Below are 24,938 nucleotides of genomic sequence, written 5' to 3'. Positions count from 1 at the left end.
GGACTTTACCACACAGCAGATTTTTTAAACTTTGAACTTGAATTTTTTGATCTTCAATTTTCTGAACACTAAATCCTTTTCGTGCTATGGCAAAATCGGAGAAAGAGTCCTCTATTTTTACCTATGATGAGTCCAGTATCAAGTCGCTTGACTGGCGTGAACACATTCGCTTACGTCCTGGTATGTATATCGGTAAACTCGGTGATGGTTCATCGAAGGACGATGGTATCTATGTATTGGTAAAAGAAGTAGTCGATAACTGTATCGATGAACACATGATGGGCTATGGAAAGAACATCGATGTACATATAACGGAATCCAAAGTTACGGTGCGCGACTACGGGCGTGGTATACCGCTGGGTAAAGTGGTGGATGTTGTTTCCAAGATCAACACCGGTGCGAAGTATGATTCAGGTGCCTTCCAGAAGTCTGTTGGTTTGAACGGTGTCGGTACGAAAGCAGTGAATGCTTTGTCAAGTCACTTCAAAGTTCAGGCGTTTCGCGAAGGGCAGCAGAAGACTGCTGAGTTCAAGAAGGGAGTTTTGGTAAATGATCCGAAGCTAGGAAAGACGGATGAACGCAACGGTACGTATGTTGAGTTCGAGCCGGATAGCACGATGTTTAAAAACTATCACTTCATTCCGGAATACCTGGATGACCTGATGTGGAACTACGCGTTTTTGAATGCGGGCCTTACGATCAATTACAACGGTCAAAAGTTTTTCTCCAAGGATGGCTTGCTGGATCTGTTAAGACAAAAGTCTGATCCGGATGATTTGCGTTATCCGATCATTCACTTGAAAGGAAAAGAGATTGAAGTAGCACTTACGCATGGCAATCAGTACGGTGAAGAATACTATTCATTTGTTAATGGGCAGAACACAACACAAGGTGGTACTCACCTGGCCGCTTTCCGCGAAGGCGTTGTAAAAGGTGTTCGTGAGTTTTATAAAACAGATTTTGATGCAGCGGATATCCGCGCCAGTATAATTGGAGCTGTTGCCATTCGCGTACAGGAGCCGGTGTTTGAGTCTCAGACAAAAACAAAATTAGGTTCTATCTATACCGCTCCGGAAGGGGGGCAGCCTATTAAAAGTTTTGTTGGCGACTTTGTAGCCAAAGAACTGGAGATATACCTCAATACAAATCCGATTGCTGCCGAAGCTTTAAAGAAACGTATTCAACAATCGGAGCGTGAGCGTAAAGAAATAGCCGGTATCAAAAAGCTGGCAAATGAGCGTGCGAAAAAAGCGAACCTGCACAATCGTAAGCTTCGTGATTGCCGGTATCATTTCGATGAAAAAAATCCGAAGGGTGCAGATTGTATGATCTTCATCACCGAGGGAGATTCTGCGAGTGGTTCCATTACAAAATCACGTGATGTAGAAACACAGGCCGTGTTCAGCTTGCGTGGTAAACCGCTGAACTGTTATGGACTGACCAAGAAAGTTGTTTACGAAAATGAAGAGTTCAACCTGCTGCAACATGCATTGAACATTGAAGATGGCTTGGATGGTCTGCGCTATAACAAAGTAATTATCTCTACCGATGCCGATGTGGATGGTATGCACATCCGGTTATTGCTGATGACATTCTTCCTTCAGTTCTTCCCTGATTTAGTAAAGGCAGGTCACGTGTTCATCCTGGAGACACCACTCTTCCGGGTACGGAACAAAAAAGAAACGATCTATTGCTATAGCGAAGAGGAAAAACAAAACGCGGTTAGAAAACTTGGAAGCAAACCAGAGATCACGCGCTTCAAAGGTTTAGGAGAGATATCTCCTGATGAGTTCGGAAGATTTATAGGAGAGAACATCCGCTTGCAGCCTGTGTTGCTTCACAAGGATAGTCATCTTCAGAAGATACTTGAATTCTATATGGGTAAAAACTCTCCAACCCGTCAGGACTTTATCATTGAAAACCTTCGTGTTGAACTTGATAAAGTGGAGGCGAGTGCCGAGAAAACGGAAGAGGAAGAAGTAGAGGCATAGAAGTTCAGTAAGCTCTTGCAGTATATAGGTGAGAGAAATCAAAAAGCATTTTTGAAGTTATATTTTTTAATCGGTCATGAGTAAGAAAGAAAACCCGAAAGCGAATCAGGACAACGAGTCGAACGAAGAGAAAACCAACGGTACCGGTGGGAGTGAAGATGTTATACACTCCATTGCCATTGATGGTTTATATCAGACTTGGTTCCTGGATTATGCGTCTTATGTAATTCTGGAGCGCGCAGTGCCTCGCCTGGAAGACGGGTTCAAACCCGTGCAGCGCAGGATCATGCATTCGCTGAAAGAAATGGATGATGGTCGCTTCAATAAAGTGGCAAACGTTATTGGTAACACTATGCAGTTTCACCCGCACGGTGATGCTTCTATCGGTGATGCGATCGTTAATATAGGACAGAAGGATCTTCTTATTGAAACGCAGGGTAACTGGGGAGATATACGTACGGGAGATGGTGCAGCAGCACCGCGTTACATTGAAGCTCGTCTTTCCAAGTTTGCATTGGATGTTGTTTACAACGCACAGACTACTGAATGGCAACTTTCGTATGATGGTCGTAAGCGTGAACCGGTAACACTTCCTGTAAAATTTCCACTGCTGTTATCACAAGGTGTCGAAGGGATTGCCGTAGGTCTGTCTACCAAAATCCTTCCTCATAATTTCATTGAACTTATCAAAGCATCAATTGATATATTGAAAGGTAAGAACCCGAAGATATATCCTGATTTTCCAACCGGAGGTATAGCCGACTTCTCAGACTATAACCAGGGATTGCGTGGAAGTAAAATCAAGGTGAGAGCCAAGATCGAAGTAGTCGATAAGAAAACACTGGCCATTAAAGAGATTCCCTTCTCAACGACAACTACTTCGTTGATGGAGTCAATCGTGAAGGCGAGTGAGAAAGGACAGATTAAAGTAAAACAGGTTATAGATAACACGGCACAGTTTGTCGAGATCCAGCTTCATCTTCAGCCAGGTCAATCTCCTGAAGTAGCGATCGATGCACTATATGCTTTCACAGATTGTGAGATTTCTATTTCTCCGAATGCTTGCGTTATTATAGATGACAAGCCGAAGTTCTTACCGGTTAACCAGATCCTGAAGTATAACACGGATCAGACTGTTCAACTTTTGAAACAAGAGTTGGAAATCAGACGGCAAGAGTTGATGGAGAAAATCCTGTTCTCATCTCTTGAAAAGATATTCATTGAGAACAGAATTTACCGCGACATTGAAGAAGCTGAAAGCTGGGAAGAAGTTATCGCGACTATCGATAAAGGACTGAAGCCTCATAAGAAGAAATTCTATCGTGAGATTACAACCGAAGATATCGTTCGTCTTACAGAGATCAGAATTAAGCGTATCTCTAAATTCGATTCGTTCAAGGCAGATGAAATGCTTCGCGATCTTCAGAAGGAACTGAAGGAAACAGAGCATCACCTCAAAAACCTGATCGACTATGCCATTGCCTATTTCCAAAGGCTGTTGGAAAAATATGGCAAGGGCCGCGAACGGAAAACGGAGATCAAGAGCTTCCAATCCGTTACAGCTGTGGAAGTTATTGCGAACAACCAGAAGCTATATGTAAACCGTACCGATGGTTTTATAGGGTATAGCCTGAAGAAGGACGAGTATATTTGTGATTGCTCTGATCTGGATGATGTTATTGTGATCCGCAAGGACGGTAAAGCAAGAATCTCCAGGATTCAGGAAAAAGTCTTTATGGGTAAAGATATACTATACGTAGGTATCTGGAAGAAAGGGGATGATCGCATGGTATTCAATGTGATATACTCTGACGGTAAGGGAGGCAAGAGCTTCGCGAAGCGTTTCAATATTCCAGGTGTAACCCGCGATAAAGAATATGATCTGACACAAGGAAATCCGAACTCCAAGATTTTATACGTCAGCGGAAATCCAAACGGTGAAGCTGAAAAAGTAGAAGTAAAACTTTCGCAGTCCAGTACAGCGCGCAAGAAGATCTTTACTTACGACTTCGCGGAGTTGGAGATAAAAGGAAGAAGCTCAAGAGGAAATATCATCACACCATACCCGGTTCGGAAAGTAGATTTCCTGAAGGCCGGTGGCTCAACACTTAGTAAACTCGATCTGTGGTTTGATGAAGATGCAGGCCGCTTGAATAAAGATAAGCGCGGACGCTATATTGGTAAGTTTGATGTAGATGACAAGATCATCACGTTCTATCGTAACGGATCGTACAAGATCACAAACTTTGAACTCACCAATCGCTTCGATCCGGAAAAGACTTTGCGCGTAGAGAAGTTTAGTCCTGAAAAGGCAATCTCTGCGGTATATGTTGATGGTGAGAGCAAGCAGTATATGGTGAAGCGTTTCCTTATAGAAACCACTACGCTTGATAAAGAATTTGGATTTATATCAGAAGGTATAGGGTCACGTCTGGTAGCGGTAACAACTTCAGAAACACCAGAAGTGGAAATAGAAATTGTGAAGGCGAAAGACAAACCTAAAACAACGGAGGTTATAAACCTGGAGGAAGTTGTCGATGTCAAAGGCTGGAAAGCTGTTGGTAACAAACTTTCTCAATACAAGGTAACGAAGGTTAAACTTGTTCAGGAAGAAGAAACCGGACTTGAAGAAGGTGATGACGAAAATACGTTAGTCGAGACTACTGATACCGATCAGTCGTCAAAAAAAAAATTGAGTTCGAACCTGAAATCATCGAAGAAGACGGGCAAGTCAGTCTCTTCGGCGAGCCCGAAAAAGCAAGCCAAGAAGACAGTCAAAGCCAAGCCCCAAGCCACCAGCAAAAAAGTGAGCCCACCAAAAAAATCCAAGTCGAGCAGCAAGCCCTCTTCGGTGAAGAAAGCAGCAAAAGCTCCGGCCAAAAAGGTGAAGCCAGCAAAGAAGAAGAAAAGGTAAGGGGAGAAGATGAGAAGTCAGATAAAAGAGACACGCCGTCAAGCGGAACTCTCAATCCTGGCACTACCATCGAGTTCGATGTTTGATTCTTAAAAAGTATAGATATAGTATAAAAAAAAGAAGAGGTCACCCGACCTCTTCTTTTTTTATGCTTGACCTTACGCAAGTGCGCAGATAGAATATTTACGGTTATAGTCTTTTCTCTACGAGCTCCGCGACAGTTTCTCCAATGGAGAGTGAAGATGTAGCAGCAGGAGAGGGAGCATTGCAAACATTGATTGCCTTCTTTTCTTCCAGGATCATGAAGTCGTCCAGTAGCCCACCCGTTTTGTCGCATGCCTGTGCGCGAACACCTGCACCGCCTTCGATCAGATCATCTTCTTTTATTTCGGGTAACAACTTTTGAAGTGCCTCTGTAAATGCAGCCTTCGAATACGAACGATACATTTCGCCAACGCCTGTGCGCCAGTACTTTGATACAATTTTACGGAAGCCAGGCCAGGCTAATGTCTCACCAAGTTCAGCAAGGTTGATATCTGTTTTTTTATACCCTTCTCTTTTAAAAGCAAGTACCGCGTTAGGTCCACATTCAACACCACCACCAACCATCGTGGTAAAGTGTACTCCGAGAAATGGGAAGTTCGGATCCGGCACCGGGTATATCAACGTCTTCACCAGGTATTCTTTTTCTTTCTTCAGTTTATAATATTCTCCCCGGAAGGGAATGATCTTTACGTTTACGTTCGAAGAAGTAAGTCGTGCAATCTTATCAGAATATAGACCTGCACAGTTTACCACCAGCTTCCCGCTATAGGTAGTGTTCTCGGTAACGACTTCAACCTTCTCTGTGTGGAAGTGGATATCAACAACCTTCTCGCCCAATTTTATTTCACCACCTTGCAGCTGAAATACTTCAGCATACTTTTCGGCAACAGCTCTATAATCAACAATACCGGTTTGAGGTACATATATACCAGCTATACCTGCTACATGCGGTTCATGTTCTTTTAACTCGGAAGCCGTAAGCATTTTAAGATTCTGCAATCCGTTTTGCTGCCCGCGGTCGAATATGTTTTTCAATAAAGGAAGTTCATGCTCATCTGTAGCCACGATAACTTTACCACAGATATTGTGCGGAACATCGTACTTTTTACAGAAGTCGAGTAATAGATTATAACCATGGATACAGTTCCTCGCTTTCAAACTCCCGGGTTTATAGTATATACCCGAGTGGATAACATTACTGTTGTTACCGGTCTGATGATTCGCGACTACTTTTTCTTTCTCAAGAAGAATGACCTTAAGGTCCGGGTTACGGTTGATAAGCTGTAAAGCTGTGGCGAGCCCGACTGCTCCGCCTCCGATTACAATAACATCGTACTGCACGTTGACTATATATTTTTGCCTCGAAGCTAACGATTAAATTTGATTCTCGACATGACTTGAAACAGCTCCGTTCAATGGGTGTAAAAAAAGAAAGCCCCGGTTTAGCGGGGCTTTTCTTTTTCCTTTTACAATTCTATTTTTTCTTCTTGGCGAATTTCTTCGCTGCTTTTTTAGGTAACTTCTTAACAGCTTTCTTCGCTGTTGCTGTTACTTTTTTAAGGGGCTTCTTGGCTCCTTTTTTAGCAACTACTTTCTTCACAGGTTTCGCTGCTTTTTTAGGAGCGGCTTTCTTCGCTACTGCTTTCTTAACCACTTTTTTAGGAGCGGCCTTTTTAGCAACTACTTTCTTTGCAGCTTTTTTAGGAGCAGCCTTTTTCGCTGTTGTTGTCTTCACTGCTTTCTTAGGAGCAGCTTTTTTCGACACAACTTTCTTAGCCGCCTTCTTTACAGGAGCACTGCTAGTCTTGTCTGCAGCGATAAGCTTGCTGATCGTTTTAACAGCAGGAGCAGGCGAAGTAGTTTTTACAACTTTAGCAGCAGGAGCTGGTTTCGCAGCGACAGGTTGCTTCTTCTCGTCAGCAAATTTCTTTGCCATCAGGTTAAGAGCAGATCCGGCTTTGAACCACTCGATCTGACCAGCGTTGTAAGTATGATTTACAGTGATGCTCTCTTCAGTACCATCCGCGTGGTGAATAACCAACGTCAATGGTTTGTCAGGAGAAAATGTAGTCAGACCAACAATATCAAAAGTATCGTCTTCACGAATCTTGTTATAATCTTCTTTGTCAGCGAATGTCAATCCCAACATACCTTGTTTCTTCAGGTTTGTTTCGTGGATACGCGCGAATGATTTTACAAGTATAGCACGTACGCCCAAGTGACGTGGCTCCATAGCTGCGTGTTCACGTGATGAACCTTCTCCATAGTTTTCGTCACCGACTACAATTGAACCTACACCTTCTGCTTTATAGTCACGTTGTACTTTTGGTACTTCATCGTATTGACCTGTAAGACCATTCTTTACACTGTTGATCTTCTCGTTGAAAAAGTTAGTAGCACCAATCAACAAGTTATTCGAAATGTTGTCAAGGTGTCCACGATACTTTAACCATTTACCAGCCATTGAGATATGATCCGTGGTACATTTACCTTTCGCTTTGATCAGCAAACGTAAACCTTTCAGATCGTTACCATCCCAAGCTTTGAATGGATCAAGCAACTGAAGACGATCGGAGGCAGGGTTAACTTTAACCGGTACTTTACTTCCGTCTTTAGCGGGAGCCTGGAATCCTGGATCTTCTACATCAAAACCTTTTGTTGGAAGTTCATCACCGGATGGAGGATCAAGTTTCACTTGCTCGCCTTTTTCATTGGTAAGGAAATCTGTGTTCGGGTTGAAGGTAAGATCTCCTGCTATAGCAAGCGCTGTAACCAATTCAGGTGACGCTACAAAGGCATATGTATTCGGATTACCATCGTTCCGTGACTGGAAGTTACGGTTGAATGAATGCACAATGGTATTCTTTTCTTTTTTCTCTGCACCTACACGGCTCCACATACCGATACAAGGTCCGCAGGCATTAGCAAATACTTTCGCTCCGATCTGATCGAATGCATCGATAAAACCATCGCGTTCTATAGTATAGCGTACTAACTCTGAACCTGGTGTAATGGTAAACTCTGCTTTTGTCTTCAATCCTTTGTTAGCAACTTGCCTGGCAAGACTCGCTGCGCGGGATATATCTTCATAAGAAGAGTTTGTACAAGATCCAATCAATCCTACTTCAACTGTAGTAGGCCAGCCGTTTTTAGCAGCTTCTTCTTTTATCTTAGATATAGGGGTTGCTAAATCCGGAGTGAACGGACCGTTGATGTGTGGCTCAAGTTCAGTGAGATTGATCTCTACTACCTGATCAAAATATTTCTCAGGGTCAGCATATACTTCAGGGTCAGCGGTAAGATGTTCCTGTACCTGGTTAGCAAGTTCTGCTACCTCAGCGCGTCCGGTAGAAGCAAGGTAACGTGCCATGGACTCATCGTAACCGAAAGTAGATGTGGTAGCACCAACTTCAGCGCCCATGTTACAGATGGTACCTTTACCTGTACAGCTCAATGAAGTAGCACCTTCACCAAAGTATTCTACAATAGCACCGGTTCCACCTTTTACAGTTAAGATCCCTGCCACTTTCAGAATAACATCTTTTGCAGATGCCCATCCGTTCAGCTTACCTGTTAATTTTACTCCAATAAGTTTCGGGAATTTTAACTCCCATGCCATGCCTGACATAACATCAACAGCATCAGCACCACCAACACCGATGGCGATCATTCCCAAGCCACCTGCGTTTACTGTATGTGAATCAGTACCGATCATCATGCCACCAGGGAAAGCATAGTTCTCTAATACTACCTGGTGAATGATACCAGCTCCTGGTTTCCAGAAACCAATTCCATACTTGTTTGATACAGAAGCGAGGAAATCATATACCTCTTTACTTTCTGCGTTGGCGTTTACTAAATCTTCCTGTGCACCAGTTTTAGCAACGATCAAGTGGTCGCAATGTACAGTAGACGGTACCGCTACCTTTGGCCTTCCGGCAGACATAAATTGTAACAAAGCCATCTGCGCGGTGGCATCCTGCATTGCTACACGGTCAGGTGCGAAATCTACGTATGATTTTCCCCGGCCAAAATTCTCCAGTTTTTGATCTTCATGGAGATGAGAATACAATATTTTTTCAGACAACGTAAGAGGACGGTTAACAACCTTTCGAGCTTTGGCTATGCGTGCGGGCATCTTAGCATACAAAGCCTTGATCATTTCTAAATCGAATACCATAAGAGTTTAAAATTTAAAGCGATGCTAAAGTAGCAAATTTTTTATCGCGAAGAAGCTTCGGCTTCCAGCGTTTGCTTTGCACTCGTTTGCTTCACTTTATCCGAACCTCTTATCTTGTCCAACAAATGATTCAAAAGATGTGTTTCATCTTCTGAAAGATTGTGAAGAATATTTTCAAAGGCTTCGACTTCGGCTTGCATTTTCTCTAAGACGGCAAGTCCTGTTTGTGTGATTTTTACTTCAACGCTTCGTTTGTCTTTCTCACAAAACTCACGCGTAACAAATCCTTTCACGCGTAACCGTTCAACGATACGAGAAGCGTCAGACATTTTATCAAGCATACGATCCTTGATAAGATTGATGGAGGCGTGGCCTGGTAACTGGCCTTTTAAAATTCTCATAACGTTGTACTGCTGACGTGTAATGTCGTGTTTCTTGAAAACACCATTCATCTTGTCCACCATGTAGTAATTGGTGAAGAGCATGTTCAGTAAGGCTTTCTGATACTCGTTCTGAAAGTCTTCTTGTTGGAGATCTTGTTCTAATGACATATAATGGGGGTCTGGGTTTACTTATACAACCAAATTAACCATTAATGATGTACGTTGAACATAATACCTTAATAATCCGGTACAACACATATGTTGCGATGCCTCATAAAAAAAGCCCTTTTCGGGCTTTATTTGCTATTTATGTAGTTTAGAAACTCGCGTTTAATATTTTCATCTTTAAACTTTCCTGAGAAATAAGCTGTACCGGTTTTGCTGTTTGTGTCGCCAACGCCTCGCGAGGCAACGCACATATGGTTTGCATCGATCACAACGCCTACATCTTCTGTCTGTAATACACGTTGCATTTCTTTCCCGATCTGTACCGTTAACCTTTCCTGTACCTGCGGACGTTTCGAAAAATACTGAACGATTCGATTGATCTTCGAAAGGCCAATTACTTTTCCACTGGAGAAATACGCTACATGTACTTTACCATATATAGGTACGAAGTGATGTTCGCAGTGTGAGTAGAACGTGATGTCCTTCTCCACCAGCATCTGATCATAATTATATTTATTTTCAAATAGCCGGGCATGTGGTCTGTTCTTCGGATTCAATCCGCTGAAAACTTCCTTCACATACATCTTGGCGACTCTGCGCGGAGTTCCGTTCAGACTGTCATCCGTAAGGTCGAGTCCAAGGATGTTCATGATCTCACGAAAGTGTTTTTCAATCAGATCAATCTTCTCCTCATCGTCCATGTTAAAAGCATCTTCACGCATAGGCGTGTCTGCAGATGTTGCCACGTGATCATCTGCGATGTCTTCTTCCTCAGGATTAACTGGCCGGATATTCAACGAAATTCCTTTCTGTCTCATACAAAGTAATTTTCAATTCAAATTTAGAGTCAATTCGCTGCCGTAGTATTCTCCAGATAACAAGGGCGATATTTTCGGCTGTTGGGTTAAGGTCTTTAAAATATTCGAGATCAAGATTCAGGTTTCGGTGATCGAACTTATTTAACACATGCTCTTTGATCTCATCGCTCAATATCTTCATGTCATAAACATATCCCGTGGCGGGATCAGGATCTCCGATGACACTGACGATGACTTCATAATTATGTCCATGAAAGTTAGGATTGCTACATTTTCCGAATACCTGCTGATTTTTTTCAGGAGACCACTCCGGGTTGAAAAGTCGATGAGCCGCATTAAAGTGTTCTTTCCGAGATACCTTTATCTTCATGTCATAAAGTTAAACAGGTTTAAGATTAAAAGGTTCAGTAGATTATTTTAAATCACCCTCATAAAAGAATCAAAAGTTTGTAATCGAAGAAGATTGAAAGCTGAAAAGTGACAAATTAATTCCGAGTGTAAGCTCATGCGTATTAAACCGGGTAGCAACCGTATTGTTATTCAGGGGCACTTCAAATGCATACCCGAAGCGATAAGCGCCTGCAAATCTGAGTTGTAAAAGAAATCCACCTGCATTTAGATTACGTGTATATAAACCCGCGGTATACTTCTCATCCAGATTTATAGCAATAGTATAATCAACAGATAAAGGAGCACCCTGAACATAACGTACCAAGCATGAAGGCTTTAGCCGCATACGTGTTGATAAATAAAATACATACCCGAAGCTTCCATAATAATGTTGATCATAAAGTCTGGCCTTGGTTGATGCCGTGTCCGTAGAGAGAAGTGTTGTAGTATTCAACATCCTGGGAACAGAAATCCCTGCAAAGAATTTTTCACTGTTCAGAATGATGCCTGCACCAACGTTGGGTCTGATTACATTTATATCGGAATTAAAAGCAGGGTCAGTTGGGTCGTACGTATTCAATAAAGTGTTATCCGTTTTATAGTTTATAAAACCAGCCTGCATGCCAAAAGATAAATGCGTGCCGTTGAAGTTTAGCCTGTACGCATACGTCATGTTCATTTCTGTGTTGCTATTGGCTCCGGTTTTGTCTTGTATCAAAAGTATACCGAGACCCATTTTATTTTTAGCTAACGATGTATGACTGCTCACATGAAAGGTTGAAGGGCTTCCCTCGAATCCTCCCCATTGCTTGCGATATGAAACCGAAGCGTTGAAATTATTATTGAGCACCGCATAGGCAGGGTTTAGAATCATCGGGTTATTTATATACTGAACATAGAGCGGGTCTTCCTGGGAAAAAGCTTGAATGAAAGTCCCCAGGAAAAGCAGAAGGTAAAGATGCTTCATGTGATTATTGCTTTAGTGAGAGATATCCCGTTACAGGGTTGGTAGCGTCTGCGAATTCTATTTTATAGAAGTATGTACCTGTAGGCAGCTCTTTACCACTATCATTTAATCCCTCGAAGCGTTTTCCGGGAAGTTCGTTCGTATAATTCTGTACTTCAAAAACTTTATCACCCCATCGATTGAAAATACTGACGCGGTTATCGACCTGGGGAAGGTATTCGATGCGCATAAACTTGTTATTGCCTATACTGTTGGGAGCCACCGCGTTATATACCACTATACCATCTTGTTTGGATTGAGAGATCGTCTCAACGTTGATGGTAATTATATTTTCAGAGCATGCCTTCATCAGGTCGCATGCCTGTATCTGAATACTATCAATACCTTTAAATGTATTTTGATATTGAATTCGTAAGAGCAATTCATCGGTGATGGAGGCGCTTGCTCCGCTTCGTGGCATGTTGGTAATTATTATGCTGGATGGATCAAGATTGTTGTCACGATCTGAAATGATCTTTCTTAAATCCAGTTCGATAGAAGAACTTGCCTGAGCGGTGAACTCTTCAGCTTCAATAACCGGAGCGGTGTTGCACTGGATTGAAGCTGTAAGTATATAATCACCGGCAGTCAGTGCGGACAGACCTTGCTGATCGGATATAAAACCATTCGGGCCTGTCCATGAAATGGATGTTGGTGAAGTTGATGTGATCGAAGTTTGGATTGATCCGTTTGGAGTTATGCACTTCGTATTATCAGCAACCGCATCAATGGTTACTTCAAGTGGTTGTTCAGAGAGGTCTTTAATGTTAACAGCTTGATCATCACTTGGGGTGATGATAGATTTACAACCCGTTGTTTTATCCGTAACCGATATACCATAGGAGCCGGGAGCGAGGCTTTTTATACTTTGAGATATAGCACCATTGCTCCAGTATATAGCATACGTTCCTGATTTTGCAAACACAAGTTCGATGGCTCCATTAAAAGGAGTGGAGCAGTTTGTGTTATCGGTTTTTGCAAGTATAAATTCTGGCTTCTGCGTTTTATCGGGAATCACAAACTTTTTGGATGCATTGCAGCCCGAAAGAAGATCCGCGACATACACAGTATAGTTTGACGCGACAGCATTGGTAAGGTCTTCGGCCGTGCTTACAGATACGCCTGTGGATTGCTCATACCATGAATAGGTATAATTTCCGGATCCTTTGGTGATCGTTACATCTACCGAGCCATTGGCTGGCGCGCACATTGTGGCAGGGGAAATCACTTCGCCTATCCCAAGCGTTGCAGCGGCTGTATTGGCGAGATAGATGTTTTGTTCTACTTCACAATTTGAAGTCTTATCCTTGACAATCAGTATATAATTGCCACCCCGTAATCCTGCTAAAGACGCACCGCCAGCAGTTGCTTTTTGTCCGTCCGGATATTGCCATTGATAGGAATAGCTTCCTGAACCTCCCGTGACAACGGCCGCGATACTGCCCGTATACGGTATAGTACATTTGGTATTTGATACGGTGGTGAAGTTTACTTTTAAGGATGACTCGATGTAATAATAGAACATCGTGGTGCAGCTGGTATTCTTTGTGTCGGTAACTTCGAGATAGTAGGTACCCGGAGCAGCACTCGTCAGCGTTTTAGTATTGCCAACGATGTTGAAGTTCTTATTATACCAGATGAACGAGTATGCACCGGAGCCACCACTGATTGCCACATTGATAGAGCCGTCATTCGAGCTGCAGGTCTTTGAATTTGTTACGGTGGATACATCCACCAGCTTGCAGCCTGAAGCGCAGGCATAGGCCATTTCCCATTGTTTGGAAAGGATACAGTCGCTGCCATCGCTGACCTGAAGTGTATAAATTCCCTGACTGAGATTTGTTATATCTTCCTGCGAGGAGGTGAAACCGGAAGGGCCGGTCCAGGAATATATATACTTGCCGGATCCTCCGGAAACAGAAACGGCAATAGAGCCGGCACCAACCTGACAATCATTAGGTGTTAATTTGTCAAGCGAAACATTAACCGATTGCTGATTAATGTGAACTATTTTCTGCACAATTTTGGTTTGCCCAAACACGGCTTGGGTACAAATTGCCAGGAGTGTAAGCAATACTGCTAAAAGAACGCGATATTTCGAGCTCAAGGTAGATAAGGTTTAGGGTTTAGGTAAACCAATATAGAAATATAAAGTAGTTATTTAGTATAGTATTATTGATTATTTGATTATTAAGTAGTTAGAATGTTTTACTTAACCGATAAGTTGCAGTGAAATTCGAGGAAATCAAAACTAAACTGGAGGCATATCAGGCGGAAGGCAAGAAGCTTTTTACAACGTCATCCTTCCAATCGCACAGTTTGGTACTGCTGCACATTTTGAGTCGCATCGATAAAACGATCCCGATTTATTTTATCAATACAGGCTATCATTTTCCGGAAACAGTTCAGTTCAGAGATTACATTGGTGATCAGTTCGGACTAAATATAGTCGACCTGAAATCCGATGTCCCGAAGTTTATGCAGCGTGATGCAGACGGCAGACTTCTCTTTACATCAGACCCTGACCACTGCTGCTATCTCAATAAAACACAACCAACGGATGCCATCCTTCTGTCACATGATGTATGGATCAATGGCGTGCGCGCCGATCAAAGCGCTGTGCGTGCCGCGATGAAAGTTGAGCAACCTGCCAAACATGGCTGTCTTCGTTTTCACCCGATGCTTGACTGGAATGCTAAAATGATCTGGCAATACCAAAAGGAGTATAATCTTCCTAAACATCCGCTGGAAGAAAAAGGATATATCAGTATAGGTTGTGAACCTTGCACCCGTAAATTAGACCCTGAAATGCAGGAGCGCGAAGCCCGCTGGTTCGGAATGAACAAAGTTGAATGTGGCCTGCATACGGATTTAATCAACAAATAAGAAAGCATTTAAGTATAAGATGAAAGTATTAGTTACCGGAGGTGCCGGATATATAGGCACTGAGTTGATCAGTGCGCTGATTGCAAAACCTGAAGTAGATCAAGTAATAGTATATGATAATCTGAGCCGCCTGAACTATAATATGTTCCTGGGATTAAGGCTTCAGAAACACACGAAGATAACTTTTGTAAAAGGAGAGTTACTTGATTCCCGTGCACTTCGTAAAGTACTGAAAGGCGTAGATGTAGTATATCACCTGGCGGCCAAAGTAACAACGCCTTTCGCGAATGCGGATGCTCATTCGTATGAGCAGGTAAATCATTGGGGTACGGCTGAACTTGTTTATGCTGTTGAAGAAAGCGATGTAAAACGGTTTATTTATACCAGCAGCACAGGAGTTTACGGTTCATCAAAAGACGCTGTGGATGAACTTACGGCTCCGGATCCGCAGACTTTGTACGCGATCTCTAAAGTACGCGGTGAAGAACATGTACGAAGATTATCAAGCAAGATCAACACCTATATCATGCGGTGTGGTAATGTATACGGTTATAGCCGGAGCATGCGCTTTGATGCCGTGATCAACAAGTTCGCCTTCGAAGCAAACTTCAATAAACTCATTACGATACAAGGCGATGGCAAACAATCGCGCACATTCATTCATGTGGATATGCTTTCGAATGCCCTTGCAAATTTACTGACTGCTCCATTGGAGAATGGAACCTACAACCTAGTAGATCGCAATCTTAAGGTCATTGATATACTGGACGTTCTCAAAGAACTCATTCCTCCGCTGGAATTTATTTTTATCAACCAACACCTGCGATTGCACGAACTCAACGTGAAGGTAAATCAACAGGTAAATGATATATTGGGGATTGTTAATAATCGACCACTAAAGGAAGAACTGGAAGAGTTCCTGAGTAAATTCAGTTACTAATATAGTCTTCAGTCAGTTAACCCCGCTGCATGCAAAATATTGCTACTGTTATTATTCTGCTTGCCGTAGTCACTGCTCTGGCAGAGGTAACGGATAAGATCAGAATTCCCTATCCGATTTTGTTGGTGGTAGCTGGAATCGTCATCGGTATGATTCCGGGGATGCCATCCATCTCGCTTGATCCTGAGATTGTTTTCCTGGTCTTCCTGCCTCCTATACTATATTCAGCCGCGTGGAATACTTCGTGGCCGGATTTCAAAGCAGCGAAACGACCCATCACATTGCTGGCTATAGGATGCGTGATCTTTACCACATGCGCTGTCGCCTGGGTTGCGCACATGATGATTCCTGGATTTGATTGGGCAGAATCATTTGTACTGGGTGCGATCATTTCACCTCCGGATGCAGTGGCAGCAACAGCCGCCACAAAAGGGCTCAGTGTACCCAAACGTGTTATTACTATATTAGAAGGAGAGAGCCTGGTAAATGATGCTACGGGTCTTATCGCATACCGCTATGCCGTGATCGCAGTCTCTACAGGGGCGTTCAATATTTGGCATGCAGGTCTTCAGTTTGTGATTGTAGCTACGGGTGGTATAGTCTTCGGGTTGCTGGTGGGGTTCATCTTCAAATGGATTCATAAATTTACTCCTGATAATGCCACCACCGATACAACGCTTACCTTCCTGGCGCCTTTTGTTGCTTACCTCGGAGCTGAATCATTCCATCTTTCAGGTGTACTCGCAGTAGTAGTAGCAGGACTATATGTGAGCTGGAACTCCAGTGAAGTTTTTTCACAACAGACAAGGTTGCAGGCATACGGTTCCTGGAACACGGTGCTCTTTATTCTGAATGGTGTAATCTTTATACTCATCGGTCTTCAGCTTCCGGAAATAATAGAGAACATCGGAGCGAATTCTTTTTGGGCCTGGAAGTATGCCGTGATTATCAGTCTTGCTGTAATTATAGGGCGTATCATCTGGGTATATCCAGGCACCTATATACCACGCTGGTTAAGTAAACGCATCCGTGAAAAAGAACCGGATACTAACATAAAGCTCACAACCATTGTAGCCTGGTCAGGTATGCGTGGCGTTGTATCCTTGGCAGCGGCACTCGCGTTGCCGTTGACGATTAACGGATCAACTCCGTTTCCGCATCGTAACCTGATTATCTTTCTTACTTTCTGTGTGATCTTCTCGACTTTGGTATTGCAGGGTTTAACACTCCGGCCTATGATCAATTGGTTTGGTATAGAAGTCGATGGAAAAGATTACGAGGATGAACAGCGGGCCCGTTTGATGTTGGCTTCTTCTATCATTGAGCACATCGAAGAAAATTATGCGTTGTCGTTAAGCGATGATGTTTTGAATCAGATCAAAACAAAGTATGAGATCCGAATTCAAAGACTGCGAAAAGATCAGACAGAACAAAAGTTAAAGGAAGAGCAGATCCACGAATTTCACAGACTTCAGCAAGAGCTGCTTCATAAAGAACGTGCAGACTTGATACGCCTGCGCAGAGAAGGAGTGATCAGTGACGAAGTACTGCGCAGGATTGAATATGAACTCGATCTCGAAGAAACCAGACTCATCCTCGAAAGAGGTCTTACCTGACACAACACCACTGACTTCTTCAATTTAGCGTTTGTCATAAATCGATTTACGACACAGAATTTTTTCGCGTATTTCAACGCAGGATAAACTCATTAATCTAATCTATGAAGAAGTTATTAATCCTGGCATTGATTTGTGCGCCCATGATGTTGGCAGCACAAGCAAAGCTGGTAGAAAAAATCGAGAAGAAAGGTGACCAAGTCATTATTCCCTACGAGAAGTATATATTACCAAACGGGCTCACCGTCATTGTACATGAAGATCACAGCGATCCGATCGTGCATGTTGATGTAACGTATCACGTTGGTTCTGCACGTGAAGAAATTGGCAAGTCTGGTTTCGCGCACTTTTTTGAACACATGATGTTCCAGGGAAGTGATAACGTTGGAGATGAGCAACACTTCAAAATTGTAACTGAATCAGGAGGGACACTCAACGGTACAACCAATCGTGATCGCACCAATTACTTTGAAACTGTACCGAGCAATCAACTTGAAAAAATGCTTTGGCTTGAAGCCGATCGCATGGGATTTTTACTCGATGCCGTTACACAAAAGAAGTTTGAGATCCAGCGTGCTACTGTAAAGAATGAACGCGGTCAAAATTATGATAACCGCCCGTATGGATTGATGGGTGAGACCATTGCCAAGAATCTATACCCGTATGGACATCCATATTCATGGCTTACCATCGGATATATAGAAGATCTGAATAGAGTAAGTGTAGACGACCTTAAAAATTTCTTCCTTCGCTGGTATGGACCGAACAACGCAACGGTAACGGTAGGCGGTGATGTTAAAGCTGCCGATGTTGTAAAGCTTGCACAAAAATATTTTGGATCGATTCCAAAAGGCCCCGATGTTCAGAATATGAAATTACCGGCACCGGTTATCACAAGCGATCGCTATGTTACGCTCGTTGATAATTATGCGCGGCTGCCACAACTCGTGATCACATATCCCACTGTCCCCAGTTATCATCCGGATGAACCCGCACTGGATTGCATGGTGGAAATTCTGGGGCAAGGTAAAAACTCTATACTATATCAACAGATCGTCAAGGACCAAAAGGCATTGAACGCAGCGGCATTTAATTCCACAACGGAACTCGCAGGTGAATGCAGATTAAGCTTAACACCCTCTCCGGGAGTTTCACTTGCTGAATCAAAGAAACTTCTCGACAATGCTATCAAGACTTTTGAAACACGTGGCGTTACCGATGAAGATATAGCAAAGTTTAAAGGAAGCGTGCAGGCGCAATTGATCTATAGTCTGCAAAGTGTATCCGGCAAGGTATCACAACTCGCGGCCTACCAGACTTTTACCGGAAGTCCTAACAGAATTGGTAAAGAGCTCGATGCCTATAATAAAGTTACGAAAGAAGATGTGATCCGAGTTTACAACACCTATATAAAAGGAAAAGCAGCCGTTATTCTCAGTGTAGTTACAAAAGGCAATGAAAGTAACATAGCAGCACCGGATAACTATACTGTAAATACATCAAACTATAAAGCACCCGACTATGGATATAGCGGATTAAAGTACACCAAGCCAAGCGATGCATTCGATCGTACCAAATTACCGGGCAATGGTGTGAATCCCGTTGTAAAAATACCAGGGTTCTGGAGAAAAGATATCGATAAAATCCGCGTGATCGGAACTGAAAGTAAAGAACTTCCTATCGTTACACTTTCGGTTACTATCCCTGGAGGTCATTTACTAATGGCGAATGATACTTCGAAGATTGGACTGCCCAGAATCTTTGCTTCGATGATGAATGAAGATACACAGAAGTATACTGCCGAGCAGTTGCAGGCAGAGCTTCAGAAATTAGGAAGCTCCATCAGTGTTTCCAGTGGTCTGGATGGTATTACTGTGAATGTCCAGTCGTTGACGAAGAATCTTGATAAGACACTCGCCTTGCTGGAAGAACGAATTCTTCGTCCGAAATTTACCCCGGAAGCCTTTGCCCGAATTCAAAAGCAAACTGTTGAAGGATTCAAGCAGCGTAAATCACAACCTGCAATTATTGCCAGCGATGTTTATACCCGGTTGAATTATGGCAGCAATAATATTCTTGGTCTGAGTGATATCGGAACCGAGTACTCCGTAAAGAACCTGACGCTGAAAGATGTAGAGAACTACTACACAAACTATTTTACTTCCACTGGAGTGGATGTTGTTATCGTAGGAGATGTAACACAAAGTACAATTCTTGGCAAGCTCGATTTTCTGAAGAAGCTTCCTGCGAAAGATGTAAAACCCGCTTTACCTTCCAAAGCTCCTGCAGTTGAGAAGACACGTATCTATATAGTGGATGTGCCGAAAGCAGCGCAGACTGAATTTCGTGTTGGCTATGTTACAGGTTTAAAATACGATGCTATCGGTGAATACTATAAAGCAGGTTTGATGAACTATGCATTGGGTGGCGCATTCAATAGTCGTGTGAACCTCAACTTACGTGAAGATAAAGGGTGGACCTATGGTGCGCGTTCCGGTTTCTCGGGCGATAAATATACCGGAGAGTTTGTGTTCAGTGCCGGTATAAAAGCCGCGGCAACAGACAGTGCGCTTTTAGAGGTTATCAATGAACTTACAAAGTACGCGAAGGCAGGTATACAGGACAGCGAGTTGTCGTTTATGCGAAGTGCTATCGGACAGCGTGATGCATTGCGTTATGAAACGGGCTTTCAAAAGACATCGTTTATAGCCAATATACTCCGCTATAATTTACCTGGTGATTTTGTTGATCAGCAGAACAAGATTGTCAGCACTATATCAAAAGACGAGCTGAATATACTGGCTTCGAAATGGATCGATACAAGTAAACTGAATATACTGTTAGTAGGAGATAAGGCAAACATCTTACCTGGACTCAAACGACTCAGCTATGAAATTGTCGAGCTTGATGTGAATGGAAATAAGAAAGGAGTTATTAACTAACTCCTGAATCCAGTACTTGTAAAATAAAAAAGCGGGCTATAAACCCGCTTTTTTTATTAACAAAATTCTTCAAAAACTTCGGCAAGGTGCTCGCCAATCATTTGAGCATTTCTGCCTTCAATGTGATGGCGCTCAACAAAATGTACTAATTCTCCATCTTTAAACAAAGCAATAGCTGGAGAAGAAGGAGGATATGGAAGCGTATATTCTCTGGCTTTTGAAACAGCTTCTTTATCGACACCAGCGAATACCGTAGCCAGGTTGCTAGGTTTCTTGGGAGAAGATTGCAAGGCCCACTTTACTCCGGGTCTCGCCGCACCGGCTGCACAACCACAAACAGAGTTGATAACCAGTAAAGTTGTTCCTTTTTTGTTTTGAAGGTAGTTATCAACTTCCTCAGAAGTCTTTAATTCAGCAAAACCTGCGCTCGTAAGATCGGTGCGCATAGGTGCTACTAATTGTTCGGGATACATAGTTTTTATTGACAGTTAAATCTGATAGTATAACAAATTATAGAAATCCTAGTTCAAGTTTCGCAGCTTCACTCATCATGTCCTGCGTATAGGGAGGATCAAAGGTAATTTCAACTTTCACATCATTGATACCTTCAATGGCTTTAATTTTTTGTTCCACTTCACCCGGAATTACCTCTGCAGAAGGGCAGGAGGGTGACGTAAGCGTCATTTGGACGTACACGTTGTTAACCGGATAAACATTGATTTCATAAATGAGGCCCAACTCATATACATCTACCGGAATTTCCGGATCGTAAACCGTTTTGATGGCTTGTACCACTTTGTCCCGAAGGTCGGCAACAGAAGTAGATGACAGATTTACGTTTTCAACTTGCTCACTCATGACTTTACTTCCATTTTAGTTTTAAAAGCAAGCGCATACAGTTTCATTTGTTTGATCATGGCGGCAAAACCATTGGAACGTTGTGTCCCAATGAATCGTTCCATCCCGATCTTGTGCATGAAATATAGGTCTGTATTCAGAATCGTATCCGGAGTTTGTCCATTGAAGATTCTTACCAGCAAGCTCACCAAACCTTTTGTTATAGCGGTGTTGCTATCGGCCGTAAAGAAAATCTTCTCATCCTTTACTATACCAGTTAACCACACTTTAGATTGGCAGCCCTTTACTACATTTTCTTCTGTTTTGTCAGATTCCGGCATCACCGGTAACTTTTGTCCTAACTCCATGATGTAGAATACGGTCATTTCCATATCTCCATCCAGCAGGGAAAACTCACTAATGATTTCGTCTTGAATCTGATTGACAGTCATAAGTTACTTCATGAAGTTAATGATCCGCTCCAGTCCTTCCACAAGCTGATCAATCTCTTGTTTCGTATTATAAACTGCAAAAGAAGCCCGCACAGTTCCTTCAATTCCGAAACAAGTCATTAGAGGTTGCGTGCAATGATGCCCGGTACGAACCGCGACTCCGCGTGCATCCAACATCTGCCCGATATCAAAATGGTGTATACCCTCCACCGCGAACGATAAGACACCAACCTTGTGTTTGGCTGTGCCAATCAACTTCACTGATTTTAATTTCGAAACGCGTTCGGTTGCATATACCAGCAACTCATGTTCGTGGGCCGCTATATTTTCCTTACCAAGTTCGTTAATGAAATCAAATGCAGCTTTATAGGCTACTACATCAGCAATGTTTGGAGTACCCGCTTCGAATTTATAAGGGAGATCGTTATACGTAGTTTTCTCGAAGGTTACTTCTTTGATCATTTCACCACCACCATGGTAAGGAGGCATCTTTTCCAGAAGTTCTTTCTTACCATATAGTATACCTGTTCCGGTAGGGCCATACATCTTGTGCGATGAGAGGCAATAGAAATCACAATCCAGATCCTGCACATCAATTTCAATGTGTGCTCCGGCTTGCGCTCCATCAACCAGTACAACCGCTCCAACTTCGTGCGCCAGTTTTATAATTTCCTTTACGGGATTTATAGTACCCAGGCTATTGGAAGCATGGTTGATAGATACCAGTTTTGTTTTTGATGAAAGTAATTTTCGATACGCATCAAGATCCAGTTCGCCCTCCGGAGACACCGGAATTGTCCGTAGCGTAGCTTTCTTCTCTTCGCATACGAACTGCCATGGAACTATATTTGAATGGTGCTCCAGGCCAGAGATTATAATCTCATCACCTTCTTTAATAAAGGCTCTTCCATAGGAAGACGATACGAGATTTATACTTTCAGTAACGCCACGTGTAAAGATGATTTCCTGTTCGGATTGTGCATTAATGAAACGTTTCGCAGCATGGCGTGTTTCTTCATATGCTTTCGTTGCCTTCTCCGCTAATGTATGGATGCCGCGATGAATGTTGGCATTGTAACCTTTATAGTAATCGATCAGTGCGTTGATTACGCTTAAAGGTTTCTGCGAAGTGGCAGCATTATCAAAATATACCAGATCACGTCCGTTTACTTGCTGATGCAGGATCGGAAATTCTTTTCGGATCGCCTCAATATCAAGTTTACGGGTTATAGCCGGAGAGGAGGAAACCATACTTAAAAGTTTTTATGTAACCTTTCGCTGATTACGTTATCTAGATATTCTTTAATCACCGGATGTTTTACGTACTCTAATACTTCACCGGCAAATGCATAGAGCATCATGGCCAGCGCAGTGTCTTTGCCAATGCCACGGGTCTGGAGATAGAAGAGTGCTTCTTCATCCAATTGTCCAGTGGTGCATCCGTGAGAACACTTAACGTCATCGGCCCAGATTTCAAGCTGTGGCTTTGTGTTAACGGTTGCTTTATCCGTTAAGAGTATATTTCGGTTTGCTTGAAAAGCATTTGTCTTCTGGGCATCCGGACGAACATATATCTTTCCGTTAAAAACCCCTTTGGAGCTGTCGCCCATGATCCCTTTATATAGTTCATTGCTAAAGGAATTAGGCTTCTTATGATCCACAACGGTATGGTTATCGGCCAGTGTATCTTTCGCCAATAAATATAGTCCATACATATGCGATTCAATTCCTTCGCCATTCAATACAAAGTGCAGGTTATTACGAACCAGTTTTCCACTGAGCGTAAAAGTATAGGTATTTACGCGACTGAAATTTGACTGATGAATTTGGGTGAGTCCGAATTGATAACGTGGTCCATTATCATTCTGGATAGAGTATAATTCTAAACCAGCATTCTCAGCAACAATGGCTTCCGTTACGGTATTCGAGAAATTAGCCGAACCCGTTGAGTCAAATTTTTCAAGCACAGTAACTGAACTGCTCTTGCCAACAATAATCAGGTTTCTGTTGAGGGATATAACCTGGCCAGCGCTTGCATCATGAATATGATATAGCACCACCGGTTTTTCAATGATTGTATTATCCGCTACATGCACAAATACACCGTCTTGAAATGCAGCGGTGTTCCAGGCAACAAGAGCATCCGTTTTAAAATCAGCATACTTGCCAAGATGCTTCAGCGCTACTTCATTTTTAGAAGCGATAGCTTCCTGTATAGTAAGAACCGTCAGATTTTTTGATGTGATCGAAGACGCAGTTTTTGAAAACACGCCATTCAAAAATACCAACACATCTGCATCGAGTCCCGGAATTGCTATAGGGGTGATATCAAACTCTTTTACAATTGCGTTCGGTCCAGAGAATTCAAAGTTCTTCTCCAACGCACGTGTAATCGGTGTGAACTTATACTCTTCCGATTTATTGGCAGGAAGACCAAGGGCACGAAAAGCTTCTAACGCTTCTTTCCGTAGTGCACTATCAGAAATGTTTGCTGCCAGATTTTTTTCAATTCCGGATGCAATTTCCTGGGTTATATTTTTTTTAGATACAGTAACACTCATCGTACTTGCGTTAGGCTACAGAAACTTCATCTTTAATCCAATCATAGCCTTTTGCTTCAAGCTCGAGGGCCAGTTCTTTCGTACCGGATTTTACAATCTTTCCTTTATAAAGTACGTGTACAAAATCAGGCACTATATAATCCAGTAATCGTTGATAGTGTGTTACCACGATTACAGCATTTGATTTATTACGAAGTTTGTTCACACCGTTTGAAACGATCTTCAATGCATCGATATCAAGACCTGAATCGGTTTCGTCAAGTATAGCAAGCTTTGGTTCGAGCATCGCCATTTGAAAAATTTCATTGCGTTTCTTTTCACCACCGGAGAAACCTTCGTTGAGGGAACGATTCAATAATGATTGATCAATCTCTACGAGTTTCATTTTTTCACGCATCAATCCAAGAAAAGATACTGCATCCAAAGCTTGTTGTCCGCGATGAACACGAATCTGATTCACGGCAGTCTTCATGAAATTTATAGTGCTCACCCCTGGAATTTCCACCGGGTATTGAAACGCGAGGAATACACCTTCACGTGCACGTTCTTCAGGTGCTAACTCAAGAAGATCTTTTCCAAGAAATTCAACTTCACCACCGGTAACTTCAAACTCTTCACGACCTGCAAGTACAGATGCCAGTGTACTCTTACCCGAACCGTTCGGTCCCATAATAGCATGCACTTCACCAGGCTTAATATCCAGGTTGATTCCGTTCAGGATTTGTTTATCACCGATTTTCGCTTGTAGATTCTTTATTGTTAACATCTCTATTCGTTGCTTTTATATTTATACTTGGGAGTAAAGCTTG

At 42.6% G+C, this 24,938-nt stretch carries 18 protein-coding genes and 1 pseudogene; 6 read left to right on the top strand and 13 right to left on the bottom strand.

Annotation, left to right across the window (positions count from 1 at the left end; translation table 11 throughout):
* The first annotated feature begins 86 nt into the window (after positions 1-86).
* Complete coding sequence (locus B5Y40_RS21195) at positions 87-1,991, top strand: DNA topoisomerase IV subunit B (RefSeq protein WP_079688840.1); 1,905 nt, start codon at positions 87-89, stop codon at positions 1,989-1,991.
* A 76-nt stretch (positions 1,992-2,067) separates the two neighbouring features.
* Complete coding sequence (locus tag B5Y40_RS21190; RefSeq protein ID WP_079688839.1) at positions 2,068-4,905, top strand: DNA gyrase/topoisomerase IV subunit A; 2,838 nt, start codon at positions 2,068-2,070, stop codon at positions 4,903-4,905.
* A 189-nt stretch (positions 4,906-5,094) separates the two neighbouring features.
* Here the strand turns inward: B5Y40_RS21190 and lhgO are convergent, their stop codons facing one another.
* The 7 genes and pseudogenes from lhgO to B5Y40_RS21150 all read right to left on the bottom strand — a co-directional run bounded on the left by lhgO (position 5,095) and on the right by B5Y40_RS21150 (position 14,002).
* Positions 5,095-6,291: an L-2-hydroxyglutarate oxidase gene (gene lhgO / locus B5Y40_RS21185; RefSeq protein ID WP_079688838.1), complete on the bottom strand. Its 1,197-nt coding sequence runs from the start codon at positions 6,289-6,291 to the stop codon at positions 5,095-5,097.
* 592 nt (positions 6,292-6,883) lie between these two features.
* Positions 6,884-9,130 (bottom strand): annotated as a pseudogene (locus tag B5Y40_RS21175) (aconitate hydratase); the annotation flags it as partial.
* A 41-nt stretch (positions 9,131-9,171) separates the two neighbouring features.
* Positions 9,172-9,681, bottom strand: coding sequence for a MarR family winged helix-turn-helix transcriptional regulator (locus B5Y40_RS21170; RefSeq protein WP_185145742.1), 510 nt, complete (start codon positions 9,679-9,681; stop codon positions 9,172-9,174).
* Positions 9,682-9,809: 128 nt separating this feature from the next.
* The gene (gene folE / locus B5Y40_RS21165) at positions 9,810-10,499 is read right to left on the bottom strand and encodes a GTP cyclohydrolase I FolE (RefSeq protein WP_079688837.1); all 690 of its coding nucleotides are present in this window, start codon (positions 10,497-10,499) and stop codon (positions 9,810-9,812) included.
* Positions 10,459-10,869: a 6-pyruvoyl trahydropterin synthase family protein gene (locus B5Y40_RS21160; RefSeq protein WP_079688836.1), complete on the bottom strand. Its 411-nt coding sequence runs from the start codon at positions 10,867-10,869 to the stop codon at positions 10,459-10,461. The genes folE and B5Y40_RS21160 overlap by 41 nt, the downstream gene beginning before the upstream one ends.
* 69 nt (positions 10,870-10,938) lie before the next feature.
* A complete protein-coding gene (locus B5Y40_RS21155; RefSeq protein ID WP_079688835.1) occupies positions 10,939-11,856 on the bottom strand; it encodes a PorP/SprF family type IX secretion system membrane protein in 918 nt (305 codons plus the stop codon).
* A 4-nt stretch (positions 11,857-11,860) separates the two neighbouring features.
* Positions 11,861-14,002 carry a T9SS type B sorting domain-containing protein gene (locus B5Y40_RS21150; protein WP_079688834.1) on the bottom strand — a complete coding sequence of 714 codons (2,142 nt, stop codon included), beginning with the start codon at positions 14,000-14,002 and terminating at the stop codon, positions 11,861-11,863.
* A 122-nt stretch (positions 14,003-14,124) separates the two neighbouring features.
* Between B5Y40_RS21150 and B5Y40_RS21145 the strand changes: the two genes are divergently transcribed.
* The 4 genes from B5Y40_RS21145 (at position 14,125) to B5Y40_RS21130 (ending at position 20,279) form a co-directional block, all read left to right on the top strand.
* Positions 14,125-14,781 (top strand): phosphoadenylyl-sulfate reductase, encoded by a 657-nt coding sequence (locus tag B5Y40_RS21145; protein ID WP_079688833.1) that lies wholly within the window; start codon positions 14,125-14,127, stop codon positions 14,779-14,781.
* 19 nt (positions 14,782-14,800) lie between these two features.
* Complete coding sequence (locus B5Y40_RS21140; RefSeq protein WP_079688832.1) at positions 14,801-15,721, top strand: NAD-dependent epimerase/dehydratase family protein; 921 nt, start codon at positions 14,801-14,803, stop codon at positions 15,719-15,721.
* Positions 15,722-15,750: 29 nt separating this feature from the next.
* Entirely contained in the window at positions 15,751-17,337 is a 1,587-nt protein-coding gene (locus tag B5Y40_RS21135) for a Na+/H+ antiporter (protein WP_079688831.1), read from the top strand.
* Between the two features lie 104 nt (positions 17,338-17,441).
* On the top strand, positions 17,442-20,279 hold the full coding sequence (locus tag B5Y40_RS21130) for a M16 family metallopeptidase (protein ID WP_079688830.1): 2,838 nt from the start codon (positions 17,442-17,444) through the stop codon (positions 20,277-20,279).
* Positions 20,280-20,335: 56 nt separating this feature from the next.
* Here the strand turns inward: B5Y40_RS21130 and B5Y40_RS21125 are convergent, their stop codons facing one another.
* Genes B5Y40_RS21125 through sufC form a run of 6 tightly spaced genes read right to left on the bottom strand, consistent with a single transcriptional unit; the run spans position 20,336 to position 24,895 of the window.
* Positions 20,336-20,752, bottom strand: coding sequence for a BrxA/BrxB family bacilliredoxin (locus B5Y40_RS21125; protein ID WP_079688829.1), 417 nt, complete (start codon positions 20,750-20,752; stop codon positions 20,336-20,338).
* Between the two features lie 37 nt (positions 20,753-20,789).
* Entirely contained in the window at positions 20,790-21,137 is a 348-nt protein-coding gene (locus B5Y40_RS21120; protein ID WP_079688828.1) for an SUF system Fe-S cluster assembly protein, read from the bottom strand.
* Positions 21,134-21,568, bottom strand: coding sequence for a SufE family protein (locus B5Y40_RS21115; protein WP_079688827.1), 435 nt, complete (start codon positions 21,566-21,568; stop codon positions 21,134-21,136). The genes B5Y40_RS21120 and B5Y40_RS21115 overlap by 4 nt, the downstream gene beginning before the upstream one ends.
* 3 nt (positions 21,569-21,571) lie before the next feature.
* Positions 21,572-22,819, bottom strand: coding sequence for an aminotransferase class V-fold PLP-dependent enzyme (locus B5Y40_RS21110; protein ID WP_079688826.1), 1,248 nt, complete (start codon positions 22,817-22,819; stop codon positions 21,572-21,574).
* 2 nt (positions 22,820-22,821) lie between these two features.
* A complete protein-coding gene (gene sufD, locus B5Y40_RS21105; protein WP_079688825.1) occupies positions 22,822-24,129 on the bottom strand; it encodes a Fe-S cluster assembly protein SufD in 1,308 nt (435 codons plus the stop codon).
* A 10-nt stretch (positions 24,130-24,139) separates the two neighbouring features.
* Positions 24,140-24,895 (bottom strand): Fe-S cluster assembly ATPase SufC, encoded by a 756-nt coding sequence (gene sufC, locus B5Y40_RS21100; protein WP_079688824.1) that lies wholly within the window; start codon positions 24,893-24,895, stop codon positions 24,140-24,142.
* Positions 24,896-24,938: the final 43 nt, after the last annotated feature.

The sequence above is a fragment of the Ohtaekwangia koreensis genome, assembly GCF_900167975.1.
GTDB classification, from domain to species: Bacteria; Bacteroidota; Bacteroidia; order Cytophagales; family Cyclobacteriaceae; genus Ohtaekwangia; species Ohtaekwangia koreensis.
This window is presented reverse-complemented; position numbering and strand designations above follow the sequence as displayed.

Bases quoted from the DNA above. Each gene is read 5' to 3' on its own strand.
- B5Y40_RS21195 (WP_079688840.1), top strand. From the start codon at position 87: ATGGCAAAATCGGAGAAAGAGTCCTCTATTTTTACCTATGATGAGTCC.
- B5Y40_RS21190 (WP_079688839.1), top strand. From the start codon at position 2,068: ATGAGTAAGAAAGAAAACCCGAAAGCGAATCAGGACAACGAGTCGAAC.
- B5Y40_RS21170 (WP_185145742.1), bottom strand. From the start codon at position 9,681: ATGTCATTAGAACAAGATCTCCAACAAGAAGACTTTCAGAACGAGTAT.
- folE (WP_079688837.1), bottom strand. From the start codon at position 10,499: ATGAGACAGAAAGGAATTTCGTTGAATATCCGGCCAGTTAATCCTGAG.
- B5Y40_RS21160 (WP_079688836.1), bottom strand. From the start codon at position 10,869: ATGAAGATAAAGGTATCTCGGAAAGAACACTTTAATGCGGCTCATCGA.
- B5Y40_RS21155 (WP_079688835.1), bottom strand. From the start codon at position 11,856: ATGAAGCATCTTTACCTTCTGCTTTTCCTGGGGACTTTCATTCAAGCT.
- B5Y40_RS21140 (WP_079688832.1), top strand. From the start codon at position 14,801: ATGAAAGTATTAGTTACCGGAGGTGCCGGATATATAGGCACTGAGTTG.
- B5Y40_RS21135 (WP_079688831.1), top strand. From the start codon at position 15,751: ATGCAAAATATTGCTACTGTTATTATTCTGCTTGCCGTAGTCACTGCT.
- B5Y40_RS21130 (WP_079688830.1), top strand. From the start codon at position 17,442: ATGAAGAAGTTATTAATCCTGGCATTGATTTGTGCGCCCATGATGTTG.
- B5Y40_RS21125 (WP_079688829.1), bottom strand. From the start codon at position 20,752: ATGTATCCCGAACAATTAGTAGCACCTATGCGCACCGATCTTACGAGC.
- B5Y40_RS21120 (WP_079688828.1), bottom strand. From the start codon at position 21,137: ATGAGTGAGCAAGTTGAAAACGTAAATCTGTCATCTACTTCTGTTGCC.
- B5Y40_RS21115 (WP_079688827.1), bottom strand. From the start codon at position 21,568: ATGACTGTCAATCAGATTCAAGACGAAATCATTAGTGAGTTTTCCCTG.
- B5Y40_RS21110 (WP_079688826.1), bottom strand. From the start codon at position 22,819: ATGGTTTCCTCCTCTCCGGCTATAACCCGTAAACTTGATATTGAGGCG.
- sufD (WP_079688825.1), bottom strand. From the start codon at position 24,129: ATGAGTGTTACTGTATCTAAAAAAAATATAACCCAGGAAATTGCATCC.
- sufC (WP_079688824.1), bottom strand. From the start codon at position 24,895: ATGTTAACAATAAAGAATCTACAAGCGAAAATCGGTGATAAACAAATC.